The organism is Kineococcus esterisolvens (genome assembly GCF_050871405.1).
Lineage (GTDB): Bacteria > Actinomycetota > Actinomycetes > Actinomycetales > Kineococcaceae > Kineococcus.
Genome location: NZ_JBJLRI010000030.1, coordinates 1 through 15,298 on the forward strand (window position 1 = coordinate 1; position 15,298 = coordinate 15,298).

Consider the following 15,298-nt stretch of genomic DNA (forward strand, 5'->3'; position numbering starts at 1 on the left):
CGCCCACCCCCCCCCCCCCCACCGCCCCACCCCCCACCACCAGGCGCCGCCCCCCCCCCCCCCCCCCCCCCCCCCCCCCCCCCCCCCCCCCCCCCCCCCCCCCCCCCCCCCCCCGGGTGGGCGAGGGGTGGGGCGTGGTCACGAGTGGTGCTCCTGGTGGTCGCGGGCCATGCGGGTCATGGCGAGGGACTGGGCGGCGCGGGCCATGACGACCTGTTGTGACGCTCCGACGTGCTCACGGAGGCGTTGCAGCGCAGCGGGGAGGCGGCCGGAGAGGACGAGTTCGGCGATCTCGACGTGCTCGGCGATCGTCGCCGCCATGCGGTCCTCGGTGAGGTAGTCGTGCATGCGCACCGAGCGGATGCGCCCGTTGACGGTGGTCAGCGCCTGCACGAGCTGCTCGTTGCCGGCCGAGCGCAGCAGCGTGACGTGGAACTGCTCGTCGTGGGTGACGAACCCGGCGTCCGGTGCGGGAGGCTGCTCCCGCATCGAGCACCACCGGTGCAGTTCCGGCTCCAGGACCGCGCGGTCGTGCTTGACGGTGGGGTCCTCGATGGCACGTTCGACGCCGCGCCGCTCCAGCGTGATCCGCAGCTCGTACAACCCGGTCAGCTCGGAGTGGCTGGGGGTGTAGACGAAGAGGGTGCTCCCCCGCTTCACGAGGAGCCCGTCAGCCTCCAGGCGGGCGAGGGCGTCGCGCACGGGGGTGCGCGACACCTCCATGCGATCGGCGATGCGCTCCTCGGTCAGCGGCTCGAACGGCGACCACAGGCCCGTCATGACCTCGTCGCGCAGTTCGCGGTACACGCGCGCCCGGGCCGGCTCCTTGCGGCCCCGAACGGGAGCCGCTGCTGTGTCCATGCCTGGATACATTGCTGCATCCATCTTTCAGCCCGGTTAACCGCTGTGACGCTCGTGTTACGTCACGGACGGGCGGCGGTGACGAGCGGAGCGATCCGCCGCACCGCCTCGCGCAACCCGTCGGGCGTGGTCGCCGCGTACCCCAGCAGCAACCCCGGCGGCCCCGGCCGCACCCGGTGCCACGACAACGGGTGCACGAGGACCCCCACCTCGGCGGCACGGACGGCGATCTCCACGTCGCTGCCGGGTTCGCGGTGCGGCAGCGTCACGAGCAGGTGCAACCCGGCCGCGACCCCCTCGACCCGCGCCGCGGGCAGGTGGCGGTGCAGCGCCGCCAGCAGCGCGTCCCGGCGGGTGCGCTGGCGGGCGCGGACCCGCCGCACGTGGCGTTCCAGGTCGCCGGCGGCGATGAGCTCGGCGAGGACGAGTTGCGGCAGAGCGGGGTTGCCGAGGTCGGCGGCGTGCTTGGCCGCCACCAGGTCCGCCCGCAACCGGTGCGGTGCGACGAGCCAGCCGATGCGCGCACCGGGCACCAGGGTCTTCGAGGTGCTGCCGGTGCAGGCGACGTGCTCGGGGGCGGAGGCGTGCAGCGCGGGGACGGGCGCCCGGTCGTAGCGGTGCTCGGCGTCGTAGTCGTCCTCGACGACGAGGTTCCCGGCGCGCGCCCACTCCAGCAGTTCGCGGCGGCGCTGCGGCGCGAGCACCACCCCGGTGGGGAACTGGTGCGCGGGCGTGAGCAGCACCGCCTCCACCCCGCTGCGCGCGAGCGCGTCGACGCATGCGCCGTGCCCGTCCACCGGGACGGGTTCGAGCTGCAGGCCCCAGTGCGCCAGGGTTTCGCGAGCACCGCGCGCCCCGGGGTCCTCCACGCCGATCCGCGTCGCACCCCGGGCGTGCAGCGACTGCGCCAGCAGCGCGAGGGACTGCGCGACGCCCGCGACCACGAGGACGTCGTCGGCGCCGACCCGCATCCCGCGGGTTCGGGCGAGCCACCCGGCGAGCTGCGCCCGCAGCCGGAGGTGGCCGCGCGGGTCGCCGTAGCCGAGGTCGGCGCTGGTGGCGTCCCGCAGCACGGTGCGCTCGGCGCGCAGCCACGCAGCGCGCGGGAACGCCGCCAGGTCCGGAGCGCCCGGCGCCAGGTCGAACTCCACGTTCGTCGTGCGCAGCGGCAGCCGCGGGGGTTCCGCGGGGAACACCGGGTCCGCCGGCGGGCCGGTCGGGGCGGGGCCAGCGGGGACCGCACCCGCCAGCACCCGCGTCGCCGAGCCGGTGCGGGCGCCGACGAGCCCCTCGTCGGCGAGGCGCCGGTACACCTCGACGACCACGCCGCGCGAGACGCCCAGCTCACCGGCGAGCACCCGGGTGGGCGGCAGCGCGTCGCCCGGTGCGAGGCGGTTCGCGGTGATCGCGGCCCGCAGGCGCCGCACCAGCTCGTCGGTGATCCGCCCGCGCGGCACGCAGCGCACGTCGAGGGACAGGAAGTCGGCGCCCAGCCCGTCCACCGGCGCTCCCCTCATCGGTCCACTCGGCCCGGTCGCGATCGGACCTGTCGACCGGTCCAACGCACGGTCAGCATCCCACCCGTGACTGCTCCCGCCTCCCCCGCGCGCTCTCTGCCCACCGGCCCCGCCCCCGCCCGTCGGTGGCCCGCGGTGCTCACCGGCACGGCCGCGATGGCCCTGGTCGGCAGCAGCGCCGCCGTGTCGGGTGCGCTGGGCGACGCGCCGCTGTGGACGGTGCAGGCGCTGCGCTACGCGGCGGCGTCCCTCCTGCTGCTCGCCGCCGCCCGCGCGAGCGGGCAGCGCCTGCACCGCCCGCACGGTGCGGAGTGGGCCTGGCTGGTGGGGGTCTGCGCGGTCGGGCTGATGGTGTTCAACGTGGCGCTGGTGCGCGGCGCCGCGCACGCCGAGCCCGTGGTGCTCGGCGTCGCCGTGGCCGGGGTCCCGCTGCTGCTGGCGCTGATCGGGCCGCTGCTGGAACGGCGGCGGCCGGGAACCCGCGCCGTGGCGGCGGCCGCGGTCGTCACCGGTGGGGCGGTGCTCGTGCAGGGGTTCGGCCGCAGCGACACCACCGGGCTGGCGTGGGCGCTGCTCGTCTTGGCCTGCGAGGCGGGTTTCACCCTGCTCGCCGTGCCGGTGCTCGCCCGGCACGGCGCGTGGGGCGTGTCCGTGCACGCGACGTGGCTGGCGGCGCTCGGCTTCGGCGCGCTCGCCGTGCTCGTCGACGGCCCGTCCGCCGTGCTCGCCCTCACGGCCGCGGACCTGCTCGCCGTCGCCCACCTCGCCGTCGGGGTGACCGCCGTGGCGTTCGTGCTCTGGTACTCCGCCGTGCGGCGCCTCGGCGCGGGCCGGGCCGGGTTGCTCACCGGGGTGGCGCCGGTGGCAGCCGCGGGCAGCGGGGTGCTGCTGGGCGGGGCGGTGCCCGGAGCGGTGGTGTGGGCGGGGGTCGCGGTGGTGGCCGGCGGGCTGGTGCTGGGTCTCGCACCGCGTTCCCCGCGGTGACGCCCCCGACCCGCTCCCCACTCCCCTTCGGTGATCAAGGAAGTTGTCACTTCCTTGATAACCGAGACTCGGTCGAGCCGGGAGGGCGCGGGGGCGAGCCGTCGTCGACGAGCAGTACCGCTTGCTCAGCCGATGCGGACAGCCAGGTCGTAGAGCCGACGGGCCCACTGGACGGCCTGCTCTGCTCGCGGTGGGGAGACCATCGTGGCGGCGTAGTGGGCCTGATCCTTGATCTCCAGCAGCCGTCGCAGGTCCTTCGCCATCGCTGGACCGTCAGGTCGCACGGCGGACAGCAGGTCGACGGCTTGACGGTGGTCCTGGCCGCGGGAACGCTGCCCGAGGCGCGCGCAGCACACGGCGTCGGACGCAGCGATGCCGCACAGCACGGCGAGCGACGCGGCGACCTGCGGGGTCGCGAGGCCGTCGTCGGCCTCGTCGAGGACCAGCTCGGCGACTTCGAGGAAGGCTCGGGCCTGCTCCAACCGGACACGGCCCTCGGCGGGCGAGCAGGCGTTGACGCGGCCGGCGGGGCTCACCGCGCCACGCTGCGCAGGACCGCGGTGACGTCCCGACCGGCGAGGGTGATGGCCTCTCGCTGCCAGGACTGGACGATCGGTTCACCGGCGTCGACGTGCGCACGCAGCTCTTGCACGGAGATGTCGTACGGCTGCGCCCGGTTGCCGGTCCACGCCTGGACCGCGGTGACCAGCGCGTCCACCTGTTCCTCCCACACTTGCGACTGCTCGCCGGTGAGGTCGTCGGCGCGCACGAGCAGCAGGTCGACGTCGGAGTCGATGTTCCCCTCGCCACGGGCCAGAGAACCGAACACCGCCGCCGTGTGCACCGGCACGGACCACGCCTGCACCCGTTCTGCGATCCGGCCCAGGAGCTCTCGGCGCAGACCGGCGAGGACCTCCACGGCCGGCCACGCCAGGTGCTCGCGGTTCGCGCTGTAGTACACGGTGTTCGTGCGTCGCTCGGCGTGGACGACCCCCTCCGCCGCGAGGCGGGTCAGGACCCGCTGCACGCCGGCCGGCGACGCCGTTCCGACCAGGCGGCCGACCTCCCGCCCGGAGATCGGAGTGGCGAGGCCCGCCAAGACGGTCAGCACCGGGCCGTCCAAGGACGGCACGACAGCTCGCACCGGCTGCCCCAGATCCATGTGCTCACTATAAGAGTCAAGTGACTGGAATAGTGGTCAAGCCGAGGTGGTCGAGAGCCCCACCAGCGGCTGGACTTCACCGAGCACCAGCGTCCCCGAGCCGAGGCGCTCCGCGACCGGCTCGCCCTCGTGATCGGGAAAGCCTCATCCAGCACCGCGCACGCACCCGTGCCAGGCTTCATCCAGTGAGCGGCACCTTCGTCAGCGGCATGCGCACCATGGCCCGCGGCGCCCGGGAAGAGCCACGCCTCTTCACCATCGCGATCATCGGCTCGGCCCTGTACGGCGTGGGCACCGCCGCCAGCGGCTGGCTCGTGGGGCGGGTGACGGAGCGGGTCGTCGTGCCCGCCGTCACCGGCTCCGGCGAGGCGGTCAGCACGGCGGACGTGTGGCTGGCCGGGGCGACGCTGATGGCCGTCACCGTGGTGACGGTCGCGGCGATCCTCGTGCGGCGCATCTGGGCCGGCATGGTCGCGTTCGCCCTGCAGGCGCGCTACCGCCGCTCGCTGGCGCGCCGCTACCTGGAGCTGCCGCTGTCGTGGCACCACGCCCACCCGGCGGGGCGGCTGCTGGCGACGGCCAGCTCGGACGTGGAGGCCACCTGGCAGGCGATGTTCATCCTGCCGTTCGCGCTCGGCGTCGTCGTCCTCATCGCGGTGGCGGGCGTGGCGATGGCGGCGGCGGACCCGGTGCTGGCGGCGGTGGGGCTGCTGGTGCTGCCGGCGCTGGTGGCCGCGAACGTCGTCTACCAGCGGCGCATGTCCCCGCGGGTCACGCGCGTGCAGCAGCTGCGCGGGGAGGTCTCCGCCACCGCGCACGAGAGCTTCGAGGGCTCGCTGGTCGTGAAGACCCTCGGCCTGGCCGACGAGGAGGTGGAGCGGTTCGCGGGCGACGCCGACCGGTTGCGCGCGGCGAACGTGGCGGCCGGCCGCACCCGCGGCACGTTCGACCCGGTGATCGACGCCCTGCCGAACCTGGGCACCCTCGCGGTCCTCGTGGTCGGCACGGTCCGCGCCGCGAACGGGGCGGTGGGCGTCGGCGACCTCGTGCAGATCGCGTACCTGCTGGGCCTGCTGGCGTTCCCGGTGCGCTCCTTCGGGTGGCTGCTGTCGGAACTGCCGCGCACCGTCGCCGGGGACGCGCGCGTGCAGGCGGTGCTGCAGGAGGAGGCGACGACCCCGTGGGGGGACCGCCCCGCTCCCGGCACCGGTCCCCTGGCGGTCGCGGCGAAGGACCTCACCTACCGCCACCCCGCCCCCGCCACCGACCCGCTGGCCGAACGCCCCGACGTCCCCGGGCAGTTCGTGCGCCGCGACGAGGCACCCGCACCCCGGCGCGAGGCCGCCCCGGCGCTCGCGGACGTCACCCTCGACGTGGCGGCCGGGACGACGGTGGCGGTCGTGGGCGGCACCGGGTCGGGCAAGTCGACGCTGGCGGGGATGCTCGTGCGCCTGGTCGACCCCACGTCCGGGCAGGTGCTCCTCGACGGGGTGGACGTGCGCGACCTGGCCGCCGGCGAGGTGGCGGGCGCGGCGGCACTGGTGCCGCAGTCGACGTTCGTGTTCGACGACACGGTGCGCGGCAACATCGCCCTGGGCCTGGACGCCGACGACGTGCCCGCCGAGCGCCGCGTGGACGACGACGACGTGTGGGAGGCGCTGCGCCTGGCGCGCGCCGAGGACTTCGTGAAGTCCCTGCCGGGCGGCCTGGACGAGCTGGTCGGTGAGCGCGGTTCCACCCTGTCGGGCGGGCAGCGGCAGCGCCTGGCGCTGGCTCGGGCGCTGGTGCGCAAGCCGCGGCTGCTGGTCCTGGACGACGCCACCAGCGCCCTGGACCCGGCGGTGGAGCGGGCGGTGCTGGACGGGCTGGCCTCGTCGGGTTCCGGCACGACGGTCGTGGTGGTGGCGTACCGGCCGGCGACGATCGCGCTGGCCGACGAGGTGGTGCACCTGGAACGCGGCCGGGTCGTGGACCGCGGGCCGGCGGCGGAGGTCGAGGCCCGCGACGCGGGCTACCGGGACCTGGTGACGGCGTACGCGCGGGCGGCGCGCGACCGGGCGGACGAAGCGGCGAACAAGGCGGGGATGGCGTGAGCGCGACCACCATCGGGGCGGCGGCCGGTTCCCCCGACCGCGGCGGGGTGCTGCACCGCGCCCGGGAACTGACCCCGCAGATCGCCGAGGGCCTGGGCGTCACCCTGGCCATCGCGGCGGCCACGACGGTCGGCAAGCTCGTCGTGCCGATCGCGGTGCAGCAGACCGTCGACACCGGCGTCATGGGCCCCGGCGGGCCGGACGTCGGCAGGGTCGCGGTGCTGTGCTCGATCGCGGCCGTCGTCGTGCTGCTCACCGTGGTCACGGCGTGGGTGGTGAACGTGCGGCTGTTCCGCGCCACCGAGGCGGGGCTGGCGAGCCTGCGCACCCGCGCGTTCCGCCACGTGCACGACCTGGCGGTGCTCACCCAGTCCGGGGAGCGGCGCGGCGCGCTCGTCAGCCGCGTCACCAGCGACGTGGACACGATCTCCACGTTCCTGCAGACCGGCATGCTGGTGCTGGTGCTCTCGTTGGGGCAGGTGGTCCTGGCGACGGCGGTGATGTTCGTCTACTCGTGGCAGCTGGCGCTCGTGGTGCTCGGCTGCTTCGTGCCGTTGGTCCTCGTCCGCAACAAGCTGCAGCGGCCGGTGGCGCAGGCGTACGCCGGGGTGCGGGTGCGGATGGGCGAGATGCTCGCCGCGGTCTCCGAGACGGTCGTGGGGGCGGACGTGATCCGTGCGCACGCCGCCGAGGCGCGCTCGCGCCGCACCGTCGACGCGGCCGTGGAGGCGCACCGCAAGCAGGCCGTGAAGGCGCAGGTGGCGACCGCGGCGACGTTCACCACCGGCGTGTTCGTCTCCGGGCTCGTGGTGGCGCTCGTCATCGTGGTCGGCACCCTGCTGGGCGTCGACGGCGACATCACCCTGGGGCGGTTGCTGGCGTTCCTGTTCCTCGCGCAGCTGTGGGTGGGGCCGGTGCAGGCCGCGACGGAGGTGCTCAACGAGCTGCAGAACGCCCTCGCCGGCTGGCGCCGCGTCGTCGACCTCATCGACACCCCCGTCACCGTCCCCGAACCGCCGAAGGAACGCGTGAAGGAACTGCCGGCGGGGCCGGTGGACGTGCGCGTCGAGGACGTCGCCTACACCTACCCCGGCACCGACAAGGTCGTCCTGACCGGCGTCACCCTGCACCTGCCCGCGGGTTCGCGCACCGCCGTCGTCGGAGAGACCGGCTCCGGCAAGACGACCCTCGCCCGGCTGGTGACCCGCCTGGTGGACCCCGCCTCCGGGCGGGTGCTGCTGAACGGTGTGGACGCGCGCGACCTGCCCAGCCGGGAACTGCACCGCCGCGTCGTCGCGGTTCCGCAGGAGGGGTTCCTCTTCGACGCCACCGTCGGGGAGAACGTGCGCCGCGGGAAGCCCGGCGCCACGGAGGAGGACGTGCGGGCGGCGTTCGAGGACCTCGGCCTGGCGGGCTGGCTCGACGGGCTGCCCGACGGGCTGGACACCCCCGTCGGCCAGCGCGGTGAGCGCCTCTCCGCCGGGGAGCGGCAGCTCGTCGCGCTCGCGCGGGCGCACCTGGCGGACCCGGACCTGCTGGTGCTGGACGAGGCGACGTCCTCCGTCGACCCGGCCACCGAGGTGCGGTTGCAGCGGGCGCTGGAAGGGGTGCTCAGCGGGCGGACGTCCGTGGCGATCGCGCACCGGCTCTCCACGGCGGAGGCCGCGGACACGGTGGTGGTCGTGGACTCGGGACGGGTCGTGGAGGTGGGGCCGGCCGTGGAGCTGGCGAACGCCGGGGGGCCGTACTCGCGGCTGCACGCGGCGTGGACGGCGCAGCACGCCTGACGACGCTGGGTGGAGCGCTGATCCGCGTCAGTGGATGAGCTTGCCCCCGTCGATCTGGAAGCTGGCACCGTTGACGTACCCGGCCTCCTCACCGAGCAGGAAGGAGACGGCCGCGGCGATGTCGTCCGGCTGGCCGACACGCCCCACCGGGATGCCCGCGGCCATCCCCGCCTTGCGTTCCTCGGTGAGCTGCCCACCCATGATGTCGGTGTCCACGGGGCCGGGCAGCAGCACGTTCGCGGTGATGCCGAGCGGGCCCAGTTCCCGGGCGGCGCCCTTGGTGAGCCCGAGAACGGCGGCCTTCGACGCGGCGTAGGCGGTCTTGGAGAACGTGCCGCCGCCGTCGAGGGCAGTGATCGAGGAGGTGTTGACGATGCGGCCGACCCCGACGGCGGCCATCCGCCGCGCGGCCTCCTGGATCATCAGCAGGGACCCCGTGGCGTTGACGGCGAAGCTGGTGTTCCACTCCTGCACCGTCAGCTCCAGCAGGGGTGTCGGGCAGGCGGTGCCGGCGAGGTTGACGAGGCCCACGACGGGCGGCAGCGCGTCGTCGACGCGGTCGAAAACCGCCCGGACCTCCACGGGAGAGGTGATGTCGGCGGGCACGCCCAGCACGTCGGTCGTGCCGCTGAGCTCGTCGGCGATCTCCGAGACGCCGTCGGGCCGGACGTCGACGAGCGCGAGGCTCCAGCCCTCGCGGGCCAGCCTGCGCGCGACGACGCGGCCGATGCCGCGGGGTGCTCCGACACCGGTGACGACGGCGGTGCGCGCGGCGGGGAACGGGACGGTCATCAGCGATCTCCTCGGCGGTTCTCTCGGTGGTGCCGGCCGGGCGCGGTCCGCCCGGCCGGCGGGTGCTGCGCGTCGCGCGGCCGGTCAGCCGGCGGCCGGCGGGGTCCAGTCCTGCCCCGGCACCCACTCGGGGAACGCGTAGTCGTCCAACGACACCTGCGCACCGGCGGCGGTCGCGGTGGCGATGGCCTGCTCCCGGTCCGCGGAGAACGCGTCGCTGAGCGACTTCAGGGCCCCGCGCAGGTCGGTGATGTCCCCACCGAGGTAACCCTGGACGATGTCGCCGAGGTGGGGGCTGATGGGCTTCGACGCCGCCTCGACCTGCGCGATCTGCGGGTTGGCGACGACGGCCTCGGGGCCGCGCCGCACGGTCTCCTCGAACCAGCCGGCGAGCTTGCGGTAGGGCTCGACGACGTCGGCGTCCTGGACGACGGACAGGTCCAGCGGGGGCTGGTCCATGCCGCCGGCCAGGCCGGCCTGGTACTCGGTCGTGGTCATGGACTCGACGAGCCGGCTCGCCGCCTCCGGGTCGGCGGAGGACCCGGCGACGAAGAACTGCGCCCCGGGCGCACCCCGGTAGGTGACGACGGGGGTGCCGGCCTCGGGGACGAGGATCGGCCCGACCCCCAGCTTCTCCACGAACGCCGGCGCGACGTTCTTCACGCCACCGGCGCACCAGGGGCCGTCGGGGAAGAAGCCGGCCACACCCGCCCCCCAGCGGCTGCGGGCATCGGCGACGGTGAGCCCTCCGCTGCCGGCGAGGATGAGGCCGGAGTCGTTGAGCTCCTTCCAGAACTCGATGGCGTTGACGTAGGTGTCGTCGTCGTAGGCGTACTCGCCGGTGGCGTACTTCATGCCCTGGAACCCGGGGAACCCGGCGACCTGGGCGAGGTCGTCGATCTGCTCGCGCATGCGGGCGGTCCCGCCGAGGGCGAGGATCATCGGCGCGGCCCCGTCGCCCTTCGCCTTGATGGCTTCCAGAGCAGCGCGGTACTCGTCGTACGTGGTGGGCGGGTCGTCGGGGTCCAGGCCCGCGGCGGTGGTGATGTCGGTGTTGAACCAGTGCGCGGCGGCGTACTGCTGGGAGGTGAACAGCGGCAGGCCGTACACCTTGCCGTCGAGGCTGGTGATCCCCTCGGTGAGCGAGCCCTCCGGCAGTCTCGCCAGCGCCTCGTCGCTGAGCTGGAGCTCGTGGACCCACCCCTCGGCGACGAGGGCGGACAGCGGCAGGTCCAGCACGTTGGAGTAGACGTCGGGCAGCTGGTTGCTCTGGTTGGCGAGCTGCAGGGCCTCGGCGGAGCGGGAGACGTCGTTGTAGGTGTACTCCACCTGCTTGCCGAGGTCCTGGGACTGCTGGGCGGCCCAGTCGGCGTGGAACTTCTGCAGGGCGCTGAAGTGGTCCCACCAGCGCAGGGACCCGCTGGGCCCGGGGCCGGCGCTCTCCCCTCCTCCGCCGCAGGCGGCGAGCGCTGCGGTGCTGAGCAGGGCACCGCTGCCGACCAGCAGCGAGCGGCGGGTGACGTGTGCCATGGCGATCTCCTCATCGAGACGGTGGTTCGGAACGGTGGTGCGGGTGGTGCTCAGGACTTGACGGCTCCGGCGATGCCTTCGACGAAGAAGCGCTGGAGGAAGAGGAAGAGCGCGACGATCGGCAGGATCGAGACGACGCCGGCGGCGGCCATGCCGGACCAGTCGGTCGCGTTCTCCCCGACGAACGCCTGCATGCCGACGCTGAGCGTCCGCAGCTCGGGGCGGCTGAACGAGAAGACGAGGGGCAGGAAGAAGGCGTTCCAGGTGAAGAGGAAGGTCAGGAGCCCGACCGTCGCGGTGACGGGCATGGACAGCGGGAGCATGATGCGGAAGAAGACCCGCAGGAACCCGGCCCCGTCGACGACGGCGGCCTCCTCGAGCTCCTTGGGGAGCTGGCGGAAGTACCCGGCGTAGATGAGGATGGCCGACACGTTCGACGCCCCGGCCAGCGCCAGCACCATGCCGGTCAGCGAGTTCAGCAGCCCCAGCTCCATGGAGAGCTTGACGACGGGGATGATGGTGTACCCGGTGGGGACGAACAGGGTCGCGATGAGGATGCCGATGATGAGCTTGGACCCGCGGAACGAGTACCGCCCGAGCACGTACCCGCACAGCGCGCACCGGACGACGACGATGGCGACGGTCGCGAGCGTCACGATCACCGTGTTGATCATGTACCGGCCGAAGCCGGCGTCGGTCCAGGCCCGACTGTAGTTCTCCCAGGCGAAGTCCTCCGGGATGAGCGTCAGGCCCGCGGTAAAGACCTCCATGGAGCTCTTCAGGGAGGCCGACACCATCCACACGAACGGGTAGACCCACAGGACGGCGACGCCCGCGAGGAAGAGGACGGCGATCCACCAGGGGGCGCGGTGGGCGGCGCGCCGGGCGAGGGACGTGCGTGGCGGGGCGCTGACGGGTCGACTGCTGGTGGCGGGGGTGGTGGTGGTCACGACAGCTCCCTCCTGCTCTTGCGGCCGGCGTACAGCGCCCAGGCCTGCAGGACGCCGACGACCATGACGAGGACCCCGAAGAGGACGGCGGCCGCCGAGGCGAAGCCGAGCTGCGGGATGGAGGCGCTGAACGCCCAGCGGTAGATGTAGATCTCGATGATCTCGGTGGAGAAGAACGGCCCGCCGCCGGTCATGGTCTGCATGAGGTCGAAGGCGTGGAAGGTGTCCTCCACGGTGAGCACGGTGATGATGAGCAGGAACGGGGTGAGCAGCGGCAGGGTGATGTGCCGGAAGATGTGCCACGCCCCGGCGCCGTCGATGCGCGCCGCTTCGTACAGCTCGGACGGGATGGTCTGCAGCGCGGCCATCCAGTACACCATCGTGATGCCGAAGAACTTCCAGACGTAGACGGCCGCCGCGGTGGTGAGCGCCGTGCCGGAGTCGCCGAGGAAGTCGACGCCCTGCTCGACGCCCACCAGGCGCAGCATGCTCGTGACCGGGCCGCTGCTGGGGTCGAACACGAACTGCATGACGACACCGACGATGGCCGTGGTGGTGACGACGGGCAGGAAGTAGACGGTGCGGAACAGGTTGCGGAACGGCAGCTTGGGCGAGTTCAGGGCGATGGCGAGCAGCAGGCTGAGCAGGATGCGTGCCGGCGCCACGAGCAGCATGAACACCAGCGTGATCTTCACCGACGACCAGAACGCCGGGTCGGCGATGACGGCGCGGTAGTTGGAGATGCCGACGAACCGCTGCTCGGCCTGGAAGCCGTTCCACTCCACGAGGGAGTACCAGTAGCTCGCGACGATCGGGTACAGCGTGTAGGCGCCGTACAGGACGATCGTCGGCATCAGGAACAGCCAGATCCACAGCGTCTGCTTGCGGGTGCCGACGCGCTGGCCCTTCGGCGGTGTCCGCAGCACCTTCCCCTGCGGCGGCGCGGCGGCGAGGGCGGGCTCGGAGGTGAGGGATCTCGCCATCGAGGTGGACCTCCTAACGGATCTGGCTGAGGGCGAAGGTGGCGGGGTCGCCACCGATGCGGTGCCCGCGCTCGAGCGCGGTGATGGCGTCGACCTCGTCGTCGTCGAGGTGGACACCGGCGGCGGCCAGGTTCTCCTCCAGCCGGTCGCGGCGGCTGGACTTGGGGATGACGACGTGCCCGCGCTGCAGGTGCCAGGCGAGCACGACCTGGGCGGGGGTGGCGTCGTGGGCGCGGGCCGCGGCGAGCACGGCGGGTGCGTCGAGGTCGGCGCCCTGCCCGAGCGGCGAGTAGGCCTCGACGACGATCCCGCGGTCCCGGCTGTCCTCGACGAGGTCGCGCTGCTGGAAGGTGGGGTGCAGCTCGACCTGGTTGACGGCGGGCACGAGCCCCGTGGCGGCGGCGAGGTCGTCGAGGTGGGTGGGCAGGAAGTTGGAGACCCCGACGGCGCGGACGGCGCCCTCGGAGTGCAGGCGTTCCAGGGCGCGCCAGCTGTCGACGTAGCGGCCCGCGGACGGGTTGGGCCAGTGCACGAGGTAGAGGTCGAGCGCGTCGACCCCGAGGCGTGCGCACGTGTCGGCGTAGGCCCGCAGCGCCTCGTCGTACCCCTGGTCGCCGTTGCGCAGCTTGGAGGTGACGAACACCTCGTCGCGCGGCAGGCCCGTCGCCCGCAGCGCCGCCCCGACACCGGCCTCGTTGACGTAGGCGGCGGCGGTGTCGACGTGCCGGTAGCCGACCTCCAGCGCCTCCTCGACGACGCGCTGCGCCTCCTCCGGGGGGACCTGGAACACCCCGAGGCCCAGCTGGGGGACGGTGACGCCGTTGTTCAGGGCGATGTCGGCGACGTCGCTGACCCCGGTGCGGTTCACTTCGGCTCCAGGACGAGCATGGACACCGACGGCAGCGGGAGCGTGACGTCCAGCTGGACGGCGCCGTCCCGGGGGGTCACCGACCGGGCCGGCTCGAGCTCCTCGAGGCCCTGCCGCGCCTTGACGGCGGCGAGCTGCTCGGGCGTCGGGTCCTGCGGGCTCCCCTGGGCGACCCACGCGGTGTGGGCGTTGCTGTGGTCGGCGTCGATGCGGAAGTGGCTGACGGAGTACTCCGCCGCGGTGAGACCGGTGATGCGGACGTCGACGGGGGTGGCGGCCTCGTCGGTCCGGTACTGGTCGTCGGTGTGCCGCCAGACGAGGACGGTGACGCGGCCGGCGGCGTCGGAGGAGGCGAGGACGTCGACCTCCTCCCCCATGCTGCGCCCGTCACCGGCGTCGAGCTCGGCCGGGTCGCTGGCGGCGGTGGAGGTGGCGTCGACGCGCCGCCCGCCGAGCCGGGACACCATCCGGTAGGCGTTGAGGAAGGGCTTCTCGACGCCGCCGGCGGTGAGGAAGGCGCGGGTGCCCTCGAAGTAGCGCTCGCCCTCGAAGTAGAAGCTCCACGAGGTGGCCTGGGTGACGGTGGCGGTCTCGGTGTCGTTGAGGTCGAGGATCTTCTTGAACAGCTTGACCTGGAAGACGGGGTAGTACTCGGTGTTCTGGAACTGGAAGTTGGCGTTGTCGTAGACGCTGTAGTGGGCGGGGACACCCGCGTCGCACTCGTCGACAATGGCGGGCAGGCCGTGGTACTGCGGGAACTCCGCCATGACCCGCAGCATGCGGCGGATCTCGAAGAGCATCTTGTGCGCCGAGGGGTTCTGCTTCTCCGGTGCCGGGCCGCCCGTGGGGCCGTAGACCCGCCAGGGGGTGAACGCGGAGCCCTTGGTGTGGAAGGAGACGAAGTCCAGGGGGACGTCGTTCGTGGAGGTGTGGGTGAGGAAGTCGCGCATGAACTGCACCCCGCCACCGGTGACGGCCGGTCCGCCGACCTGGGCGTCGGGCAGGACGCTGCGGACGGCTTCGGCGGTGACGGTGTAGAGGTCGCAGAACTGCTGGGTGGTGCCTTTCCAGTAGAAGATGTCGGGCTCGTTCCACAGCTCCCACAGCCAGGTGCGCACCTCCTCGGCGCCGTAGCGCTCCAGGCAGTGCCGGGCGTGCGCGGCGACGAGCCCGCGCCACTTCTCGTAGTCCTTCGGCGGGTACGCCCACGCGCCGGCTTCGTAGTTGCTGTAGACGGTGGGGCTGGAGACGACCTTCAGCTCGTCCGCCTCGGGCGGGAGCAGGTCGCGCGGGGTGAAGGCGAGCTCGACGAGGACGTGGTGGCCGGCGCCGACGATGGCGTCGTACGTCTGGTCGACGATGGTGAAGTCGTAGTGCGGGTTCCCGTCGGCGTCCTCGTGGTAGACGTTCCCGTTGCCCCAGTGGGGGATCCCGAACCCGGTGCCGGAGCAGAAGACGTAGTGCGGGCGCACGTGGAACGGCCGCGGCGACAGTTCCGCGAAGGTGCGCAGGAGCTGCTTGCCGATGGGCGTGTACGTCCAGTTGATCTCGTCGTACCCGATGCTCTCCCAGATGCGGGTGAGCGGACCGCGGTCGCTGGACGCGTCGACGGTGACGGTCGCACTGGTGACGTGCGGCGCGGACGGGTCGCTGGGCGCGGAGCGCGGGAAGTGGTTGTGGTCGGTGGACAGCCCGGGGTTGTGGGCAGCGGTGTCGGTGGACACGGGGGGCCTCTCGGCTGGGTGGCCTCGCAGCGGCGCGAGGAGGACGG

13 protein-coding genes are annotated in these 15,298 nt (G+C 73.4%); 3 read left to right on the forward strand and 10 right to left on the reverse strand.

The genetic code is table 11. The annotated features are described in order from the left end of the window. Positions 1 to 138 precede the first annotated feature (138 nt). Entirely contained in the window at positions 139 to 861 is a 723-nt protein-coding gene (locus ACRYR8_RS11195; protein ID WP_432484613.1) for a GntR family transcriptional regulator, read from the reverse strand. A gap of 62 nt (positions 862 to 923) precedes the next feature. Then, positions 924 to 2,378 (reverse strand): MocR-like pyridoxine biosynthesis transcription factor PdxR, encoded by a 1,455-nt coding sequence (gene pdxR, locus ACRYR8_RS11200; protein ID WP_432484615.1) that lies wholly within the window; start codon positions 2,376 to 2,378, stop codon positions 924 to 926. Positions 2,379 to 2,534: 156 nt separating this feature from the next. Between pdxR and ACRYR8_RS11205 the strand changes: the two genes are divergently transcribed. Then, on the forward strand, positions 2,535 to 3,362 hold the full coding sequence (locus ACRYR8_RS11205; protein ID WP_459078902.1) for an EamA family transporter: 828 nt from the start codon (positions 2,535 to 2,537) through the stop codon (positions 3,360 to 3,362). Positions 3,363 to 3,487: 125 nt separating this feature from the next. On the opposite strand, the gene ACRYR8_RS11210 is transcribed toward ACRYR8_RS11205, so the two are convergent. Together ACRYR8_RS11210 and ACRYR8_RS11215 are read right to left on the reverse strand one after the other, a co-directional pair. Beyond that, positions 3,488 to 3,898, reverse strand: coding sequence for a hypothetical protein (locus tag ACRYR8_RS11210; RefSeq protein WP_432484617.1), 411 nt, complete (start codon positions 3,896 to 3,898; stop codon positions 3,488 to 3,490). Then, positions 3,895 to 4,524, reverse strand: a complete 630-nt coding sequence (locus ACRYR8_RS11215) for a nucleotidyltransferase domain-containing protein (RefSeq protein ID WP_432484619.1) — start codon at positions 4,522 to 4,524, stop codon at positions 3,895 to 3,897. Before ACRYR8_RS11215 ends, ACRYR8_RS11210 begins: the two co-directional genes overlap by 4 nt. A gap of 185 nt (positions 4,525 to 4,709) precedes the next feature. Here ACRYR8_RS11215 and ACRYR8_RS11220 point away from each other — a divergent pair, with 185 nt between their 5' ends. Further along, complete coding sequence (locus ACRYR8_RS11220; RefSeq protein ID WP_432484621.1) at positions 4,710 to 6,617, forward strand: ABC transporter ATP-binding protein; 1,908 nt, start codon at positions 4,710 to 4,712, stop codon at positions 6,615 to 6,617. Beyond that, positions 6,614 to 8,404, forward strand: a complete 1,791-nt coding sequence (locus ACRYR8_RS11225) for an ABC transporter ATP-binding protein (protein WP_432484622.1) — start codon at positions 6,614 to 6,616, stop codon at positions 8,402 to 8,404. Before ACRYR8_RS11220 ends, ACRYR8_RS11225 begins: the two co-directional genes overlap by 4 nt. A gap of 27 nt (positions 8,405 to 8,431) precedes the next feature. On the opposite strand, the gene ACRYR8_RS11230 is transcribed toward ACRYR8_RS11225, so the two are convergent. The 6 genes from ACRYR8_RS11230 to ACRYR8_RS11255 all read right to left on the reverse strand — a co-directional run bounded on the left by ACRYR8_RS11230 (position 8,432) and on the right by ACRYR8_RS11255 (position 15,251). Beyond that, the gene (locus ACRYR8_RS11230) at positions 8,432 to 9,196 is read right to left on the reverse strand and encodes an SDR family NAD(P)-dependent oxidoreductase (RefSeq protein WP_432484623.1); all 765 of its coding nucleotides are present in this window, start codon (positions 9,194 to 9,196) and stop codon (positions 8,432 to 8,434) included. An 84-nt stretch (positions 9,197 to 9,280) separates the two neighbouring features. Then, on the reverse strand, positions 9,281 to 10,726 hold the full coding sequence (locus ACRYR8_RS11235; protein WP_432484624.1) for an ABC transporter substrate-binding protein: 1,446 nt from the start codon (positions 10,724 to 10,726) through the stop codon (positions 9,281 to 9,283). 50 nt (positions 10,727 to 10,776) lie between these two features. Continuing rightward, positions 10,777 to 11,676, reverse strand: coding sequence for a carbohydrate ABC transporter permease (locus ACRYR8_RS11240; RefSeq protein WP_242123479.1), 900 nt, complete (start codon positions 11,674 to 11,676; stop codon positions 10,777 to 10,779). Then, positions 11,673 to 12,659 (reverse strand): carbohydrate ABC transporter permease, encoded by a 987-nt coding sequence (locus ACRYR8_RS11245; RefSeq protein ID WP_432484625.1) that lies wholly within the window; start codon positions 12,657 to 12,659, stop codon positions 11,673 to 11,675. Before ACRYR8_RS11245 ends, ACRYR8_RS11240 begins: the two co-directional genes overlap by 4 nt. 13 nt (positions 12,660 to 12,672) lie before the next feature. Then, entirely contained in the window at positions 12,673 to 13,527 is an 855-nt protein-coding gene (locus tag ACRYR8_RS11250) for an aldo/keto reductase (protein ID WP_432484626.1), read from the reverse strand. After that, positions 13,524 to 15,251: a GH39 family glycosyl hydrolase gene (locus ACRYR8_RS11255; protein ID WP_432484627.1), complete on the reverse strand. Its 1,728-nt coding sequence runs from the start codon at positions 15,249 to 15,251 to the stop codon at positions 13,524 to 13,526. The genes ACRYR8_RS11250 and ACRYR8_RS11255 overlap by 4 nt, the downstream gene beginning before the upstream one ends. Positions 15,252 to 15,298 lie beyond the last annotated feature (47 nt).